Source organism: Photorhabdus sp. RM96S (genome assembly GCF_042879335.1).
Classification (GTDB): Bacteria; Pseudomonadota; Gammaproteobacteria; order Enterobacterales; family Enterobacteriaceae; genus Photorhabdus; species Photorhabdus kayaii.
Window position 1 is genome coordinate 1 of record NZ_JBHFKT010000016.1, and the last position, 16,273, is coordinate 16,273.

Here is a 16,273-nt window from a genome sequence, read left to right on the forward strand (position 1 = left end):
AGGTCATGTCGCCGCCGTCCACGGTGAACCGCACATCAAACGCATCCTGACGCACATTAGTCAGTTTGCCGCTGTTAATCAGGCGCAGCTGGGCCCACGGGCCGGTGAAGCGGATGGCGCGCGGGGATTTGCCGCTGGCGTCCGGTATCAGCGTGAGCTGGCTTTCCACCCCGGCCCGCATCGCGTTGGGCCAGATGAGGTGCGCGATGCTGCTGCGGCCGTGGGCATAATCGAGCAGCTGGCCGTCGAGATTGAGCAGGCTGCGGCGTTTATTGCCGGTCAGGCTGAGGGGCTCAACGGCATACTGGACCCCCAGACCGTTTTGCGGCGAGAAGAAGGTGTCGCGGATACGGTCGGCCCGTTTCAGCTGTTCCAGCACATCCGGGCGGATAAGTTGCTGGCCGTCCGCGCTGTGGGTCAGGTTGTTTTCCACAAACGGTTTCAGGTTCTGCTGATAGAAGGCATCCAGCGTGCCGCCGGGCCGGAAGAACCGCGCGAACTCGCTGAGCGGCACATCCTCCGTCGCGTCCGGGTTGAACGGATAGCGGCCGGCCAGGTAGGTCTGGTACTGTCTGACGACGGTGTCGTGCCATTCGATTTCCAGCGAGCGGATGGCTTCCCGCATCACCACCCGCCAGGCCTGTTCGGCCAGCTCGCCGACCCAGCGGTTGAGCGGCGCCGGCAGGTTTTTTGCCAGCTGCCGCGCTTCGAAAATCGGGTCGTCGTTATGCTGTTCCAGCCGCTGCTGAACGGCGATGAGGGCGGCTTTCCCCGGAACCGGGGCGTTCTGAATCGCCAGCAGGTACCGGTGCAGCGCCACCAGTTTCTGGTAAACCCCCTGTAAGGTGCTGTTTTTATCGCCGTGCTCCACCAGCACCGCGGTTTCCGGCGCGAATTCCCGGTTGATGCGCGCCCGCAGACGGTAATCCGGGGTATCGCGTAACGCCTGCTGGGCTTTGGCCGGCAGCGTCTCGTCAATCCCCGGCAGGCGGGTGTTGTCGCTGAGGATTTGCAGGGCGCGGCTGATGGGCTGCTCGCCGCTGATGACCTGTTCAATGGCGCTGATGGCCTGCGGGATATCGGTAAAGTCACGAATATCCAGGTTGTTCATCGCCGCGCGCCAGGTGGCGGTGTAGTCCCCCAGGTACTGCTCGGTGATTTGGCGCTGGATTGCTTTGCGGTCCGTGTCGCTGTATTGCACGTTATGCGACAGGTTCAGGACCCAGCTGTCCATAACGGTGAGGTCGATCAACTGGTCGTCCTGCTTGACGAAGTAGTTGTTCAGGCCGTTTATCGTCAGGAACTGCGGGATAATCAGTTGCTTGTCATTATTGGCCATAAAGAGGCGGTCAAAGCTCGGGCCAATCTGGTCGCGCAGGTTGAGGGGCGGCGGCAGTGCATCCTGGGCTTTAATGCGCAGGTTCTGATAGACCCGCTGATAAATAGAGAGCTGACTCAGCTCTTTCTGGGCATTTATCATCGGCCGCTGGTAAGGGGCAAAGCGGCTGATAGCGGCCGGGTCGCCCGCCTCCCGCGCGGCCCGCCAGTCGGTGTGATCCAGCGCATAGTCCAGATGCGTCAGTAACTGCGCCTGTAACGGGCGCTGGCCATTAAAAGCCTGGCTCCAGCGCGCCTGCATATAGTGTTCCACCAGCGATTTATGGCGGCCGCTGCCATCTTCCAGCATCCGCATGATGCGCAGGACGGCCAGTTTTTCTTCGCTGCCTTTCGGCGCCCGGTTCAGGTCATCCAGCAGGCCGTTCATTAAGGCCGGCAGAAAGCGCTGAGACAACAGTTGCAGGTAGGTGTTTTCCACATACGGGCCGACCGCCGCGCCCTGATAAAGCCCCATATCCGCCAGCAGCCCTTTCTGATGGTAATCCCCGTAGGCCAGGGTGGCTTCGCGGAGAGGATTGAGCAGGGGAAGCTGTAAATTGCCGAGACGGTCTTCGCCTTTGGGGGGCGGCACCGACAGGAAGGTTTTGGCCTGCGCCAGGACCTCGTCGCCGGCCCGGTAGTTCTTCTGATAGGCGGCGTGCCAGCCGGTCCACAGGGCCAGCGCCACCCCGGCGCCCACGGTGGAGAAGGTCAGCAGTGTGTGGCGGTGGCGGCTTAACCACAGGCGGTTTTCCGCCGCCAGATTCGGTTCGGCCAGCAGGACCTCTTCAAACAGCGCGTGGGTGAAGTAGGGCACGGTGTCCGCCACCGGCCAGGTGGGAAAAGCCTGCGGCCCCAGGTGATACTGCGCCGCGGCAGACTGGGTAAACAGGTCATCCATCTGGCCGATTTGTTGGGACGAGGTGAGGTAAACCCCCCGCAGGCCGGGCTGTGCCGGGCCGCCGCTGGCGAGGAGCCCCTCCAGCAGCGGCACCAGATAGCTGTGCAGCCCCTGTATCTGGCGGGTGAAGCTGAACAGCGGGCTGCGCTGACTGCTGTCGACTTTGTTGAGCATCATGTCCGGCATGGCCGCGTTGAGCTGCTGCATCCACTGGTGCCAGAACTGTGCCAGCTCCGCGCGCCAGCGCTGCTCGTCCTGCGCGTTCAGGCTAAAGGTGACGCCCAGGATCTGGGCGCGCTGCGGCCTGTCCAGTGACTGAAAGGCGGCGCTGAAACCGTGCAGCCGGTCGAGTTTGGTCAGCACCAGATAGACAGGCAGATGATGATGCAGGGTTAATCGCAGATCCTGCAGGCGCAGGTGAAGCGCGGCAATAACCTGTTCCCGCTGGGCTTTGTTGTCGGTCAGTAAGCGGTGAATGTCCACCGTCAGGATGATGCCGTTGAGCGGCTGGCGCTGACGGTTTTCAGTCAGCCAGGCGAGCAGGGCCTGCCACAGGCGGGCGGGCAGTTGAGGTTTGGGGTCGTCCGGCGGCGATAGCTGGTCGATAAGGAAGCCGTCCGGGTCAATGATGACGGCTTTCTCCCCCAGCCAGCAGCGCAGATGCAGGGGCAGTGCCTCTTCCCCGCTCAGGGTGTCCGGCGCGGCAATGTCAGTCAGCCGGTAACCTTCCTGAATCAGTGAGGTTTTACCACTGCCGGTGTTGCCCATCACCAGGTACCAGGGGCGCTGGTAGAGATAATCCCAGGTTCCCAGATGGCGTTGCAGCCGGGCTTTCCAGTGATGGAGATACCTGTCCTGACGGGTGATGTCAGCCAGCACCGGATCGACGGTTTTCAGTTCCACCTCCAGCTTAAGCTTTTCAAGCTGGCGCAGGCGGCGCCAGATTTTTATCCCGACAAAACTCAGGGCCAGCAGGAGGATGACGACCGTCGCCAGCCAGCGGGCAGAAAGCGTTTCCAGCGGGTGGGTCTGTTTGAACTGCCAGCCGGGTCCCCACCACCACAGCCAGATAAGGGCAAGACAGGGCAGGAGGGCCAGTATCAGCGAGGCGGTGGCTTTCAGTGGCGGCAGACGCGACATCGCCGGTTTTTTGATATTTTTCAGCAGTAGAGAAAGCCAGTTCATGAGTTAACGCTCCTGTTTGCTGTCGTCGCCTTTGCGGGGGCGGTCATCGGGGATTTTTCGGCCAGCGCCGCCAGCAGGCCGGGTTCCCAGTCGGCGAGTGACAGGTGCTGTCCGGCCTGGCGCAGCTGGCGGTAATGTTGTTGTGCCAGCGCGTTCATGCCCGCCTGCTCCAGTAACTGTGCCGTCAGTAACTGACCGTAGAACTGATCTCGGGGTTCGGTCAGGTGTTGCTGATATTGTTCCGCCGCTTTTAGGGCGGCTTCCAGACCGTGCTGCTGAAAACAGTGCCAGATGGCGTCCTGTTCCTGCGTGGTGCCGTGGCTGACGGTGGCGGTTGCCGGAGGATGCAGCCAGTTCAGCGTGGCGTCTGAGATAAAGGGGCTCATATCAGAGAAAGACAGGTTTTGCAGGACCGGCAGGCGGTCAAGAAAGGCCCGGAGTTCATCGCCGATAGCGTCAGCGACGGCGTGGTAACCCAGTTTCCCGGCGGCCTGCGCCGCGATAGCGTGCCCGTCCAGCCAGTAAGGGGCCAGTGTCAGGCTCTGTTCTATCTGTTGCAGCAGGGCGTTATCCGCCGCCGGGAGTTTCGCCAGATAATCTGCGGTACGGTCTGCCGACGTCGGCGCCAGTGGTGTTTTGCCGGCGCTATCCGCCATCGGTGCCGTAGTCAGTGCGTGCCAGATGGCATAACGACGCAGACGGTAACCCACCGGGGCATCAGGCTGGCGTTCGCATAGCAGGTCGGCCACGGTCAGGAGCGTCTGTTTCCAGGCTTTTTCACCGGTACTGTCTACAGTGACATCCGGTATAGGGGGGGATGTCCGTGCTGACGTGTTTGCCGATTGTGCCGTTGTTTCTGCCGGTTCAGCCGGCGCGGCGACCGGTTTGGGCTGAGGTTTACGGGCGTAGCGGGGGCGTAACCGGTCGATCTCTTTAGCCAGTGCCGGTTCGTCGGTATGCCAGCATTGTGCCAGATGCGCCAGTGCGCCCTGTGCCTCTTCGCGCTGCGTTTCATCCGCCTGTTCGCAGAAGCCGGGTTGCGCAGAGTCAAAACGTTTAATCACCTGTTGGGCCAGGCGGCGCTTGAGCTGAGGTTTTTGTGGCCAGGCTGCCTGCCAGTAATGCGGGATGTAATCGGCCAACAGCTCCATTGCCAGGATGAGTTCAGCGGGGTGACTGCCGTGTTGCAGTGTCCGCAGTAAATGAACCATCAGTCTGAAATCTTTGCTTTTTTCGCTGAACAGTTGCAGCGCCTGACGCTGGATCTCTTCAATATTGATGCTGGAATGGGTTAGCGATCCCAGCTTAACCATCTCCCCGTCGATATATTCCCAGGCGGGTTCGTTTTCATCCAGCGCCCGGCTGATGAGTTCATCCGGCAGGGGGGTCAGCAGGAGGCCCTGCCAGTCAAATTGTTTCCTGATATCCATTGAGATCACCAGCGACAGGCGGAGCGTAAAGGTTTCACCGCCTGTTCCAGTTGAGAAATGTTAAATGTCATTCGGTTTCCGTTGCCGGTTTTGATGGTCAGGGTTTTTCCTGTCATCAGTCGTTTGAGTTCTTCAATGCCCGGTAATCCACGGCTGGATTCCAGCAGGTAGCCGTTTTCACGCAAGAACCAGTCAGCACTGAATTGGGTGATTTCTGTCGAAATCATTACAGTGCCACTATCTTGTGGTTTAGCCAGGGCAATTTGTATTCGGGTAATGCTATCGATACAACTCAGCATCAGTACTGGCCGTGGTGGTGGAACACCCATTGCGGGTGTGGTCAGTATGACGCGAGTCGGTATGCTTTCAGATTGGGTGGTGATAAAGCCGGTTGAATGGTCAGTTCGTTTCATCTCCTGTTCCATTGCCTGTCGCCAAACAGGGCCAGTTTTTTCTAACGGGATAACGGCAATATTATCGACTTTATCCAATAGACGGTCGTAGCAATCGAGTCTAACCAACGGCGACGGTTCTGCCCGGCATTGCAGTAAAGCGGGTAGTGAAGGCGCTGTTGGGGTTTCCTGATCTGGCTGAATATCGGGTTTGCCTGTCAGAGAGGCGATTAGTGAACTGACCAGTAACAGAAAACTCATAATTTACACCTGTATTTCGCCAGTTTGTAAGTCAGTGTACGTGGTGCGATACCTAAGCTTTCGGCAATCTGTTTGGTGTTATTGCCGTAAATATGTTGGCGTTGTATCAGTACTGCGCATTCGAACTCTTCGAGTGCCTGAAGTAAGTTGTCAATTTTGCTGTAATCGTGAGAGACGCTGGCTGATGTTTTGTTTTCAGCGGTGGTGCTTAACGAAGCCAGTAACTCATCAAGCTGTTTTTCTTTCTGGCGCTGTGTCTGAAAAACCTGGCGGATCTGGCGCAATTGTTCACGCAGTTGTTCCAGTTCCTGCAATTTTTTCAATCGGTGTTGCATGACATGGCAGTAGATGTAAAACATGTTGCTATCGTCAGCAAAACGACTGACATCTTTGGCGAAAACAGCAATCACGCCACATGCCTGCCCGTTGCAGTTAAACAACGGAATGGCATGTAGGCCGCAGCGATGAGGGAGTTCTTCGATGAAGAGACGAAAGTTCCGATTGTCTATTCGTACCCCTTGATTGAGTGATCCCCACGTCGTCGGGGTCCCCTTGTACAAGATTTGTACCAGTGGATGGTTGATATCACCGATATTCACATCCAGTTGCAGCGCGCTTATCTGGTTTGGCGCCGGCAGCCGGTAACATTCCAGACGGTTTTCATTCACGTTAAGCAGAGAGACCAGCAAGGCGTCAAAACGCTGGCGTTGGTGATTCACCTCCAGAAAGTGATGAACCAGTTGCTCGATAGAGTCATTTTCCAGTAACGCTAATGCGCTTTTCAGCCGTTGTTTCATGGTATCTCCTCAACCACCGCGTTGAATTGATGGTCGTTAACGGTGAGCTGGATAGCGCTGATCTGTTTTCCGGCCGCCATTTTTTGCAACAACAGCAGGGATAACGGTGGTAACAAAGCGCCATCAATGATCGATTCCAGCATGCGCGCGCCATTTTCAGCACGGGTTGCCCGTTGCAGTACCTCTTCAACGACGTCATCACTCAGGGTGATTTCGGCATTGAAGCGTTGACGCAATAAGTTATCAAGGCGCGCCAGTTTGCCCTGAATAATGGTTTTTAGGGTGTCGTGTCCTAACGGTAGATAAGGCACCACTTCCATTCGCGCCAGTAATGCGGGTTTGAAGAAGGCCGCCAGTTCAGGATAAAGCAGGTCATTCATCTCTTCCGGTTTATCGGCGTTATCGACGATAGTTTGATAGCCCAAGTTGGAAGTTAAAAAGAAGACCACATTTTTACAGTCAATCACTCGGCCTTCCCCATCGGCCAACTCACCTTTGTCAAAAGCTTGGTAGAACAGGTTCAGTACATCAGGATGGGCTTTTTCCACTTCATCAAGTAGGACGACGGAATAAGGTTTCTGGCGAATCGCTTCGGTGAGTACACCGCCTTCCCCATATCCAACATAGCCTGGAGGCGAGCCAATCAGGCGGGAAACGGTGTGTTTTTCCTGAAATTCTGACATATTGATAGTGGTCAGATATTGACGTCCGCCAAACATCAATTCGGCAATCTGTAAAACGGTTTCAGTTTTACCGACGCCACTTGGCCCTACCAGCAAGAAGGCGCCCAATGGACGACCGGGACGGCGTAGGTCCGCCCTGGCAGTCAACAAATGTTGATGCAGGCATTTAATCGCGAGATCTTGTCCTTTGATGCTTTGTCCCAGATGCATTGGCAGTTCAGTCACCACGGAAAGTTCACTCTGTGACAGGCGATTAAGGGGGACGCCAGTCCATTCAGCGATAACCGCCGCAATCTGGTTCTTATCCACATGAGGCGAAACGCGCGTTTGTTGTTGCTGTAATTGTTCCAACTGTTCATTGAGTTCAGCCAATTGTGCAATCAACTCGTCAGTTGTTACCTCGGCGGCGGCTTCGCTCTCTTCTGCCTTATCGGTTAATAGTTGACGGCGTAGTTCAATAATTTGCTGAACTAATAGCTGTTGTTGCTGCCAACTGGCTTCCAATTCAGCCAATTTCTCCGTGGCTTCCTGCTGTTGTTGCCGCAGTTCATCCAGTCTATCCGTATGCTGGTTGAGTCCCATGCGCTGTTCCCTTGCCAGCACGTCTGATTCCATTTGTTGCTGATGCAGTTGGTTTTTCAGGGCAGAAATTTGGCGCGGCGGTGAAGTCAAGTTGATGGCAACGCGGGCGCAGGCGGTATCCAGCACATCAATGGCTTTGTCTGGCAACTGGCGTCCAGAGAGGTAACGGTCGCTTAATACCGCAGAGGCTTTTAGTGCTTCATCATCGATTAGTACGCCATGAGATTGTTCATAGATTGCCCGCAGGCCACGCATAATAATGATGGCTTCTTCCGCAGTCGGTTCGGCCACTTTAACTAATTGAAAACGGCGGGATAGGGCAGCCTCCTTTTCGAAATATTTTTTGTATTCGCCCCACGTGGTCGCAGCAATTGTTTTCAATTCGCCCCGTGCCAGAGCGGGCTTTAGCAGGTTGGAGATATCCAGTCCGCCTTGCTGATTACCGGCGCCAATCAGGGTATGAGCTTCATCGATGAACAGAATAATCGGTACGGATGACTGATTTATTTCATTCATAATGCCTTTGAAACGTTTTTCAAATTCCCCTTTTACCGCCGCACCCGCTTGTAGCGCTCCCAGATCCAGCGTCATCAATTCACTGTTACGCAGTTTTTCCGGCACTTGGTTGTCGATAATGCGCAAAGCCAACCCTTCGATGAGCGCACTTTTACCGACGCCTGCTTCACCCACCACAATCGGGTTGTTTTTACGGCGCCGGCAGAGAATATCGATCATTAGGTCGATTTCTCTGTCACGGCATAGAACAGGATCGAGTTTTCCCTGACGAGCTTGTTCTGTCATATTTTGAGTAAAACGGGCAAGCAAGCTATCACTGCCGGCGGCAGCCTTGCCTTGTCCGTTTTTATCGTTTTCCACAACCGGTTGTTCGGCAGAACCCGCGGTCCATTGGGTAAAATTCTGGCGTAACAATTCGCGGTTTATGCCCGATAAAAGACGTGAGGATTGTGGTGTCAGGTAACGTAACGGGCTGAACAGCAAGGTCATCAGCATGACACCACTGCGCAATTCCTGATGCTGCATCTCAGTTGATGCTAACAGCCAGCTATCCTGTAACCACTCCACCAGCATTGGAGAAAAGCTAGGATAGGCCTGAACCATTGCTTGATGGTGAGGGATCATCTGATCAAGTTGCTCTTTCAACAAATCGCTGTCTACTTCGGCTTGATTGAAGATCGCTCTGACATCACTAAGGGGCGTGTTGATCATTTGCAGTAGTAGCTGAGAAACCGTGATCTCAGGTTGCTGTTGGCTGACACACTGCGCCGCCGCCGCTTCCAGAGCGTGCCGAGTCATCGGATTTAAGCGATTAACTAATGTAGGTAGATCAATCTGAATCATCGGTTCTTTCCTAGCTCAGTAAGTTATTTAGCTGTTGTAAGATGTTCTGGGTTTGGTTGTGCAGACGGATAGCATAGAAGCCATAAACGATAGCGAGCAGCGTAATACCGCTCCAGAACAGATGTTTAATGGTCAGACGTTTACCCAAGCGATAGCGATCATTACGCTCATTGGCGTTACTGTGGAGAATGATGGAAGGAGCTTCGCCCCGCAACGCGTGCAGTTGTTGGTGTAATCGACGGAATAAACGTTCAAAGTCATCACTTTTCTGCGAAGCAACTTTATAGCGACCACGGTAACCGAGGCAGAAACAGAGATAGATAAACTCCAGCAGATGTTGATAGCGCTGCGGTTCACCCATCAAACGATCTAACAATTGAAAGACTTTTTCACCACCCCAAGTTTCGTTGTGGAATCGAACCAGTAGTGATTGTTGTAACCACTCATTCTTGCTATTCCAACCATGACCCAATGCGGTTTCATCAATGAAGGTACAGAGCGTATAGCGAAAAGAGATAATGGCGCCCGGCTCATAACCTTTGGTTTGTAGAAGTTGTTCAATTGCCTGAATATCAGTAACGACCTGCTGATAAAGCTGGTCCGGCAGTGGTTGCTCACCCATGTCTTTTAGACGCATGACCATGCCGAGCAGCGGTGTAGCGGCATCGATCATCGGGTTTAGGCTTTCTCCGCGTAGCGGTAACTGATACTGAAGATGCACAGTATTATCAGTGACTTCCTGCGTCGGAATAGGATTGTCATTTATGGTTTCAGTTTTCATTAATCAATCCCGTTACTGACTGCCCAGAGTTGCATATCTAATCCAGGGAATTCTCCTGAAACGTGGAAAGCGATGGAGTTGCCCTTCAAAATCTCTTGCCATGCCGGACCTTGTTGATCAAAACAGAAATAGGTGTAGCCGACGTGATAAGGCAATTGACGTGGAGCGGCGGAAAGCGCCTCTATAGCGACCCCGGGTAACTGGACGCTGACCATTTCGCGGATTTTTTCCTGCGATGCAACTTTGATCTGCTGAACGAACTGTCGGCGTAACTGCTCCTGTGGAATCTGCGCGCGAACGGCCAAGATGAGAGCTGCTTTGTGTAATAGATCGGGATCATGGATAGTTGCTACCCGGAAACCATTCCCCTGAATCTGTAGCGGTAGGGCGATTGCTCGTGGCATCAGAACGACATTCATTTCCCGGCGCATGTGACGCATGAGGTTCAGGAATGTGTCAGTCAGATTGCTATGATCATAATTTAGTACATTGCCGACCAAACGGGATTTATCCGTAAATGTTTTCAATTCAGCCCAAGTTTGGAGAACTTGGGTGAAGAAGTCCTGAGGGTGAAGAAGAGCTTGCTTAGAATAATGGGTAAACCAGGGATGAACTCGGTTAAGTAACTGGAGCATCATAAATTCAGACACATCAGCAACGCCTTGCTGACCAGGTGAACCAATCTGCTTCGCAAGAGTTTGAGCTCGTTCCGTTAGTGTATTTTCTATTTCACCCATATAGCGTTGCAGTTTTTCGGACACTTTGACAGCAGTACAAGTTGGGATGAAATCCTCATCAAGAGCGAGGGCTGCACCTTTAACCCCCTCTTTTATCCGGCATAGTGGCAGCAGGGAAAAAGCACTGAGGTCTTCTGATCCCTGTTTCAAAATCGGTGTCAGTTGTGCCAGAGTGACGGGGCTGACATCACCATCATCCGTATGCAAGTCACGGATATTATTTATATGTGCACGGTAACGTACAGCCCCAGCATGCCTGGATTCAGGATGGGAGATTTCATTAAAGGTATCGTTAGTTATGGGGAGTGCCAGGTAGATATTTTTGCTGCCAGGCCCGTTAATATCGATCACATTAAGCGGTTGGGGAGTGGCATCCTGATGGGGAATCGAGAATATAGTGCCATCCGGCATAATACCGCTGGCTTCGGTAATACTGATACGCCCAAGAGCAAGAAGATCTTTGTCGATAGTCAGGGAACTGAAACCGTAATAGTGTTCGATAAAGGTTGTCAGGCGGCTATGAGCCAGATAGTCATTATGTTTTTGTTGTTGCTGAAAGTGTTGTGGCTTGATGAATAATCCTTCGCGCCAAATCACCCGATTTTTACCTGACATAATTATTGCTCCTCTTTTCTAAGTTCAACTTCGTTCGCTCTGATATGCACCAGAATGTGGTATTGCTGTCCTGTGTCTTTCACACGGATGACCTTTTTCCATTCGGATTGATTAATATCGGCATAGCGAACGATAACGCCGATGTAACGGCTATTTTTTTCCAGCGGGATGACTGGCAGTGGTTTGTACTGCCCCGGCAATAAGGTGTAATCCTGATGGTCGATGTAATTTTTCCCCAGCGCTTTATCCAGTTTGTCACTCGCCAGTTGGTCATAATCAGCGGCAAGTAGACGGGAATCTTCACTGAGATAGAGCAGATGCATTTCAACCGGAGTGGCTTCTCCATTTTTATTGGGGTTGATATCAGGTTCTGCCAGCAAAGTTATCGCGACGGTGGAAGGTAAGTTCGCAGGTTGACCGACAGGAGTTGATGGGTCCCAGACTACCTGTCCGACTTTCTTCGTTGCTTGCCATGCACTGCTACAGCCGCTTAATATCAGCGCTGCCAGCAATATAAACCATACGGTATAGCTACCGGACCATGAGGTATTACCGCCGGAGCGCTTCATTACTGGCTATCCTCTAAACCTTGACGCAGAGCACGGTCATAAGCTTGCTCATAGACTTCACCGAACAGTTTTTCGAATCCCTGTTGGCGGCTGGAAGCCAGTTCGCGGTAGTAGCTGGTGTACATTTCCCATGCCCAGGTTGCATTTTTTTCCTGTATCTCATTGCTGCGGCGGTACTGGGCAAAACGGCCCAGTAGGTGTTCCGGTGAGAAAGCATCTAGCATGGTGTTCAAGGCGGCAGTGATCGCAATCCGGTTAGCCTGATAGTGCAATTGCAGGTTATGTAAGCTTTCAGCGACAGCGGAAGGGGCAGAGAGATGTACTGGGCTTTTTTGATCCGCAAACATCACCTGCATAGTGGTGTTGTAGTCCATGTTCAGCCGTAGCGGATTATCTTCGATAGGGCGCAATTGCTTATCGCGCAGCCCATGCTGTGTACGTTGCAGTACCAGTAGACCTTCAATTGCCGCTTTCATGGTCTTACCCATTTCTTCCAGAAAGTCGTTAGCCTGTTGGCTGTTATGCAAAGGCAATTGTGTGTTCAACCCTCGCATCAGTGGGGTGATAGCCACATGTTGCTGTTCCATGTCCTGGTACTCTTCACTTAAAGGTGAAGAGATATTCGGTAAATCAACAAAATCCCGATCCATAGCATTGCCTCTGTTATCTGAGAGGGGAGAGAAGAATAATGGAGCTTGGTAATGGCCCTGTTGTAGGCTTTGGGTTATGTCGTCATTCTCTAAGGTCTGGTCCAGTGTGGTTAGATTTTCACTATCGAGAACCTTAAGCGGATCGTGACTGAAATCGTGCTTAATCGTGGGTGCCAAAGAATCATGATCGGTGAACGCGGTATCCTGGACAGGTTTTTTTTCCATCATCGCGTCCAGTGGATTGCTATAGCTAGAGACCAGTGATTCCGGTGATACTGTCATGGGATCAATGCGATCTGCGTCGGAAAAACTGATATAACTTTTGATCACCAGTTTACCAATGGTAATTTCATCCGCTTGTTGCAGTCGGATGACGCTAACACCAGAGGTCAATGGTGATTGATTCACAGATAGAGGGCCAGCGATCATTTGTAGACAGAATGCGCCATCTCGCCACTGAATAGTAAATTGTGAAGGATCGATATTGCCTTGCAGATCCTGAATGGACCAAAGATGGCTCTTACTGCTGCCGACAGTGCCACCTTGAGTGGAGAATAGGCAACTGGCGGATTTACCGCTTTCCAGTTGATCACTATTGAGTACTCGTAATGAAAGGGTTGGCTGTTGTTTTTCCATCGTCTTTATCCACTCACTGAAATCGTGATAAAAGGTTTCTTTTCCGGCTCGCCGAGAAAGCTGGTCCACCCCAGGTTATTGTTTAATTTCGTGCCAAGCACCATGCCGCCTGCTTGGTTTTCAGCCAAGCCAAGACGCAGATCCCAAGCCAATTGATCACGCAGGACAAAACAGATAAACATCACCAGTGGTAGGAAATTTTTGCCGTCGGGAAGAAATGACAGGAAATGTTCACGGGATAGATCGTTGATGCATAACATAAACTTACTATTGTAGTTTTTTACCCATGATCCGATGGTGAAGTTTTCACCTAATACGGACATTTCCGTATTTTTCTCACCATCTATTGTCAGCGTTTCACCCAAACGGTTTTGTTGTGATGAGGGAATGGCGACTTTCCGTAATTGCCAGCCATGAACAGTAACATCTGGCAAATCAAAGCAATGTGAAACCAGGCTGCATATCACTTCTGGTGATCGGCCCGGGTTAGCTAACAGACCTGCATAGGCTAGCATTTTGCTATGGTTGATTTTTAAATGAGTACGGTTCACACGACTGCCAAGTCCTACTAGAGAGAACATACGCTGAGAAAAATCATCCTGCCCATTCTTGTCGAAACAGATGTAATAGCGATATTTCCGCCAGATCTGATGGAGCATAACGATTGAACGGTGATTGAAAACATTCAAAAAGTCTGTCAGTCGGTTTTCATCCTGGGCGTCTTCCCATGCCAGCGAATCAAGGTAGTAACCAGGTATGGGAGACTGGCTACCATGTAGCCCAAGGAAAGAGACTTCTACATGAAAACGACCTTGTTTGGTACGTTTTACAGAAACAATATCTCTAGTTGGAAAAGCCAGGCTGGCACTGGATGTAAAACAGATTGCTTCACGGTCAGGACGATTAGTTTGCCCAGTTTTTTCCCACGCTACCGCCAATTGGTTGAGTAATTCGACCAATTGATAAAAATCGTATTTTGATACATCCAACGAGCGTTTTGCTGACGAGTTGTTATCTGTTACATCAACGCATGTTGACCTATTTGTACCGGCCATTGATAGCATTCCTGATTATCTAGATTGATCACCTTCAACATGTGGAAGGAGTTAATGCTGGCATATAACGCAAGGAAGCGTGACAGTATGGTGCCGAACATATAGAGCTCTCCTTCAGAACAGAAAGCCTGTTGCCGGATATACAATGTTGATTCCGAACCACGTACCGGGAGACCTTTAAATAGTCGATCTATTTGCCTCGTTTCGATCCGTTCAATTGCATCTAGCCGTTTTTGTGATGATCGTGAGGATTGTCGGTTATATCGGCTGGGGAGATCGTAAGTACTCAGTACCTCCTTTAATGCATCTTTGTTCAATAGTGTCATATAGTTCAGTGACATATTGGAAATAAGCTCCCAGTGATACTTGCCGCTCAGCAGTGGATAGAGTGGAACGGATGGGCGGGTTATGTTATGAAATGGCGCAAATGAAGGGCTTCCCGCTGAGGTGTAATTAATATCACCTACCCGGAGTTGCAGGGGTAATTCGCGGTTAGTACAAGTTAGTCGGATAGAGATACTTTCACTACGCTCCAATTCCAGCAGCAATGACGCATCGCCACGTACGAAAGAGATATAGTGTTCAAGCCCGTTACGAAAGGGCGATTCTTTAACCTTAATACGGAAATAGCGCGTATTGAGTTCGCTTTCATGTTCGATCTGATGATGAAAGCTTTCAAATGGCACATAGATCCGCTCCACCCCTCGGCTGCGGTCAAATGTACCGTCATTATTGGTCAGATAGCTTTCCACTTTATCCACGGAGAAAATATCATAGCGATTAGGATGGCTATAGCTGGTTCTTAATGGATATTCGTCCTGACTACCATCCAATTGAATAACTTCACTATCCATTGGAAAGAGATTGATTGCCGGAACGCAATGCAACCGAAAAGTATCTTGGCGAATTTTGATTTCTGGTGGCAGTGCTTCTGAGAAATAGAGATCCAGCGTGAAATCTTGGGCTTTAAGATCCGCCGGTAATTTAGGGATGCCAGTAACATCGAAAAATAGAAAACCTTCGGAAAAACAGAAGTACTCTTGTAAGACGCGATAACCCATGTAAGCATTTTTCGGGTACGGCAATAGGGCGTCTTCCCGATTAAAACCCACTGGAACGAAGTCGAAATTCGGTAATGAAATGGTGGTATCGCCGACGACAAGTTTTGCGTCTTTAAGGTAGTAACTGAGCCAGAAATAGAGTTGTGTGCTGCTGTAATCATCGCCGCTTAGATAAAAACGCAGCTTATCAAGTTGCAGTTCTGGTAAGGTAAGCTCTGTTTTTGAGGTGAAATTTAGACTGATGACACCCTGCTCATTACTATTATTGACTGAAATGCCCCGGACAGACATCGGAAGCAGCCAAACATCACGGCATAAAGTGAAAGTACAGCGATGATTGTCTTGGCCTGTTTTTTGAGTCTTGGTATTGCTTAAGTAATTATCTTCATCCTCATCATTTTCGCTATCATCCGCCAGCGGACGGCTTTTGATTTGAGTTCCACGCGGGATCTGCGTCGCTTGTTTGATGGCATTATCATCAGGTGTATATTGGATAATGGTCATGCTAGGCGTTGGCCGCAGGTAATTGGGCCATAGCATATGCAACAATCCATGAGTGAGTTCAGGGAATTCATCATTAATTTTTGCCCGTAAGTTACCCGCGAGAAAGGCAAATCCTTCTAGCAGACGCTCAACATCCGGGTCAGAGCCTTGTTCAGACAAAAATGAGGCGAGGTGAGGATGTTCAATTGCAGCTTGTCGCCCCAATTGTCTGAGGTAATCCAGTTCCTCTCTAAAATATTTTTCAAGTGACATTTTATTGAGTCCTCTCTAGGCAATAACGCCGGTTGTTATCCAGTTGAATGTTAAATTCAACAACGTCATGAATATCATCCAGGGATACCTGGGCGCTGATGTGAAAACATAACAACAGCGGATCACTATCATCGTGGATTGCATTGACAGTGACTGACGATATTCTCGGTTCATAATTTCTGATGCAGTGCTCTATTGCCTGCTCAATACTCTGTTTAAAGTCAGTTGCCGTGGTTGTGGCGTCATTGAGATCAATGACGCCAAGATCAGTCGCACTCTGACAAGCACCCGGATGGGTATTGAGCACATGATTCAGGTGCCGTTTTATAGAGTTGAGCAGTTCACGCATTCTTGATTGGCGGGAAGAACCGGAGTTCTTCCCCTGAATACGCTCGAACAAGCTGGCAGAGCCTTCTCTATTCCAACTGTACAGCGCGGCCATCACT

At 51.3% G+C, this 16,273-nt stretch carries 12 protein-coding genes; all 12 read right to left on the bottom strand.

Going from position 1 to position 16,273, the window contains the following annotated elements; genetic code table 11:
* A partial coding sequence (tssM, locus tag ACGF49_RS11255; RefSeq protein WP_387490994.1) for a type VI secretion system membrane subunit TssM occupies positions 1–3,463 on the bottom strand: 3,463 nt, incomplete at its 3' end.
* Positions 3,460–4,893: a type VI secretion system protein TssA gene (gene tssA / locus ACGF49_RS11260; RefSeq protein ID WP_387490997.1), complete on the bottom strand. Its 1,434-nt coding sequence runs from the start codon at positions 4,891–4,893 to the stop codon at positions 3,460–3,462. The genes tssA and tssM, both read right to left, overlap by 4 nt.
* Positions 4,894–4,898: 5 nt before the next feature.
* Positions 4,899–5,546, bottom strand: a complete 648-nt coding sequence (vasI, locus tag ACGF49_RS11265; RefSeq protein WP_228902906.1) for a type VI secretion system-associated protein VasI — start codon at positions 5,544–5,546, stop codon at positions 4,899–4,901.
* Entirely contained in the window at positions 5,543–6,343 is an 801-nt protein-coding gene (locus ACGF49_RS11270) for a helix-turn-helix domain-containing protein (RefSeq protein ID WP_387491000.1), read from the bottom strand. Before ACGF49_RS11270 ends, vasI begins: the two co-directional genes overlap by 4 nt.
* Positions 6,340–8,967 carry a type VI secretion system ATPase TssH gene (gene tssH / locus ACGF49_RS11275; RefSeq protein WP_228902636.1) on the bottom strand — a complete coding sequence of 876 codons (2,628 nt, stop codon included), beginning with the start codon at positions 8,965–8,967 and terminating at the stop codon, positions 6,340–6,342. Before tssH ends, ACGF49_RS11270 begins: the two co-directional genes overlap by 4 nt.
* Before the next feature lie 10 nt (positions 8,968–8,977).
* Positions 8,978–9,748, bottom strand: coding sequence for a type IVB secretion system protein IcmH/DotU (gene icmH, locus ACGF49_RS11280; RefSeq protein ID WP_113043135.1), 771 nt, complete (start codon positions 9,746–9,748; stop codon positions 8,978–8,980).
* The gene (gene tssK / locus ACGF49_RS11285; protein ID WP_113043134.1) at positions 9,748–11,100 is read right to left on the bottom strand and encodes a type VI secretion system baseplate subunit TssK; all 1,353 of its coding nucleotides are present in this window, start codon (positions 11,098–11,100) and stop codon (positions 9,748–9,750) included. Before tssK ends, icmH begins: the two co-directional genes overlap by 1 nt.
* 2 nt (positions 11,101–11,102) lie before the next feature.
* Positions 11,103–11,669 (bottom strand): type VI secretion system lipoprotein TssJ, encoded by a 567-nt coding sequence (gene tssJ, locus ACGF49_RS11290; RefSeq protein WP_113043133.1) that lies wholly within the window; start codon positions 11,667–11,669, stop codon positions 11,103–11,105.
* A complete protein-coding gene (gene tagH, locus ACGF49_RS11295) occupies positions 11,669–12,955 on the bottom strand; it encodes a type VI secretion system-associated FHA domain protein TagH (RefSeq protein ID WP_387491005.1) in 1,287 nt (428 codons plus the stop codon). The genes tssJ and tagH overlap by 1 nt, the downstream gene beginning before the upstream one ends.
* 5 nt (positions 12,956–12,960) lie before the next feature.
* Positions 12,961–14,010: a type VI secretion system baseplate subunit TssG gene (tssG, locus tag ACGF49_RS11300; RefSeq protein WP_113043131.1), complete on the bottom strand. Its 1,050-nt coding sequence runs from the start codon at positions 14,008–14,010 to the stop codon at positions 12,961–12,963.
* Complete coding sequence (tssF, locus tag ACGF49_RS11305; RefSeq protein ID WP_113043130.1) at positions 13,974–15,827, bottom strand: type VI secretion system baseplate subunit TssF; 1,854 nt, start codon at positions 15,825–15,827, stop codon at positions 13,974–13,976. Before tssF ends, tssG begins: the two co-directional genes overlap by 37 nt.
* A gap of 1 nt (position 15,828) precedes the next feature.
* Positions 15,829–16,269 carry a type VI secretion system baseplate subunit TssE gene (gene tssE, locus ACGF49_RS11310; protein WP_113043129.1) on the bottom strand — a complete coding sequence of 147 codons (441 nt, stop codon included), beginning with the start codon at positions 16,267–16,269 and terminating at the stop codon, positions 15,829–15,831.
* Positions 16,270–16,273 lie beyond the last annotated feature (4 nt).

Coding starts and splice junctions, on each gene's coding strand:
- tssK (WP_113043134.1), bottom strand. CDS start 11,100: ATGTCAGGTAAAAATCGGGTGATTTGGCGCGAAGGATTATTCATCAAG.
- tssE (WP_113043129.1), bottom strand. CDS start 16,269: ATGGCCGCGCTGTACAGTTGGAATAGAGAAGGCTCTGCCAGCTTGTTC.
- ACGF49_RS11270 (WP_387491000.1), bottom strand. CDS start 6,343: ATGAAACAACGGCTGAAAAGCGCATTAGCGTTACTGGAAAATGACTCT.
- tssJ (WP_113043133.1), bottom strand. CDS start 11,669: ATGAAGCGCTCCGGCGGTAATACCTCATGGTCCGGTAGCTATACCGTA.
- tssH (WP_228902636.1), bottom strand. CDS start 8,967: ATGATTCAGATTGATCTACCTACATTAGTTAATCGCTTAAATCCGATG.
- tssA (WP_387490997.1), bottom strand. CDS start 4,893: ATGGATATCAGGAAACAATTTGACTGGCAGGGCCTCCTGCTGACCCCC.
- vasI (WP_228902906.1), bottom strand. CDS start 5,546: ATGAGTTTTCTGTTACTGGTCAGTTCACTAATCGCCTCTCTGACAGGC.
- icmH (WP_113043135.1), bottom strand. CDS start 9,748: ATGAAAACTGAAACCATAAATGACAATCCTATTCCGACGCAGGAAGTC.
- tssG (WP_113043131.1), bottom strand. CDS start 14,010: ATGGCCGGTACAAATAGGTCAACATGCGTTGATGTAACAGATAACAAC.
- tagH (WP_387491005.1), bottom strand. CDS start 12,955: ATGGAAAAACAACAGCCAACCCTTTCATTACGAGTACTCAATAGTGAT.
- tssF (WP_113043130.1), bottom strand. CDS start 15,827: ATGTCACTTGAAAAATATTTTAGAGAGGAACTGGATTACCTCAGACAA.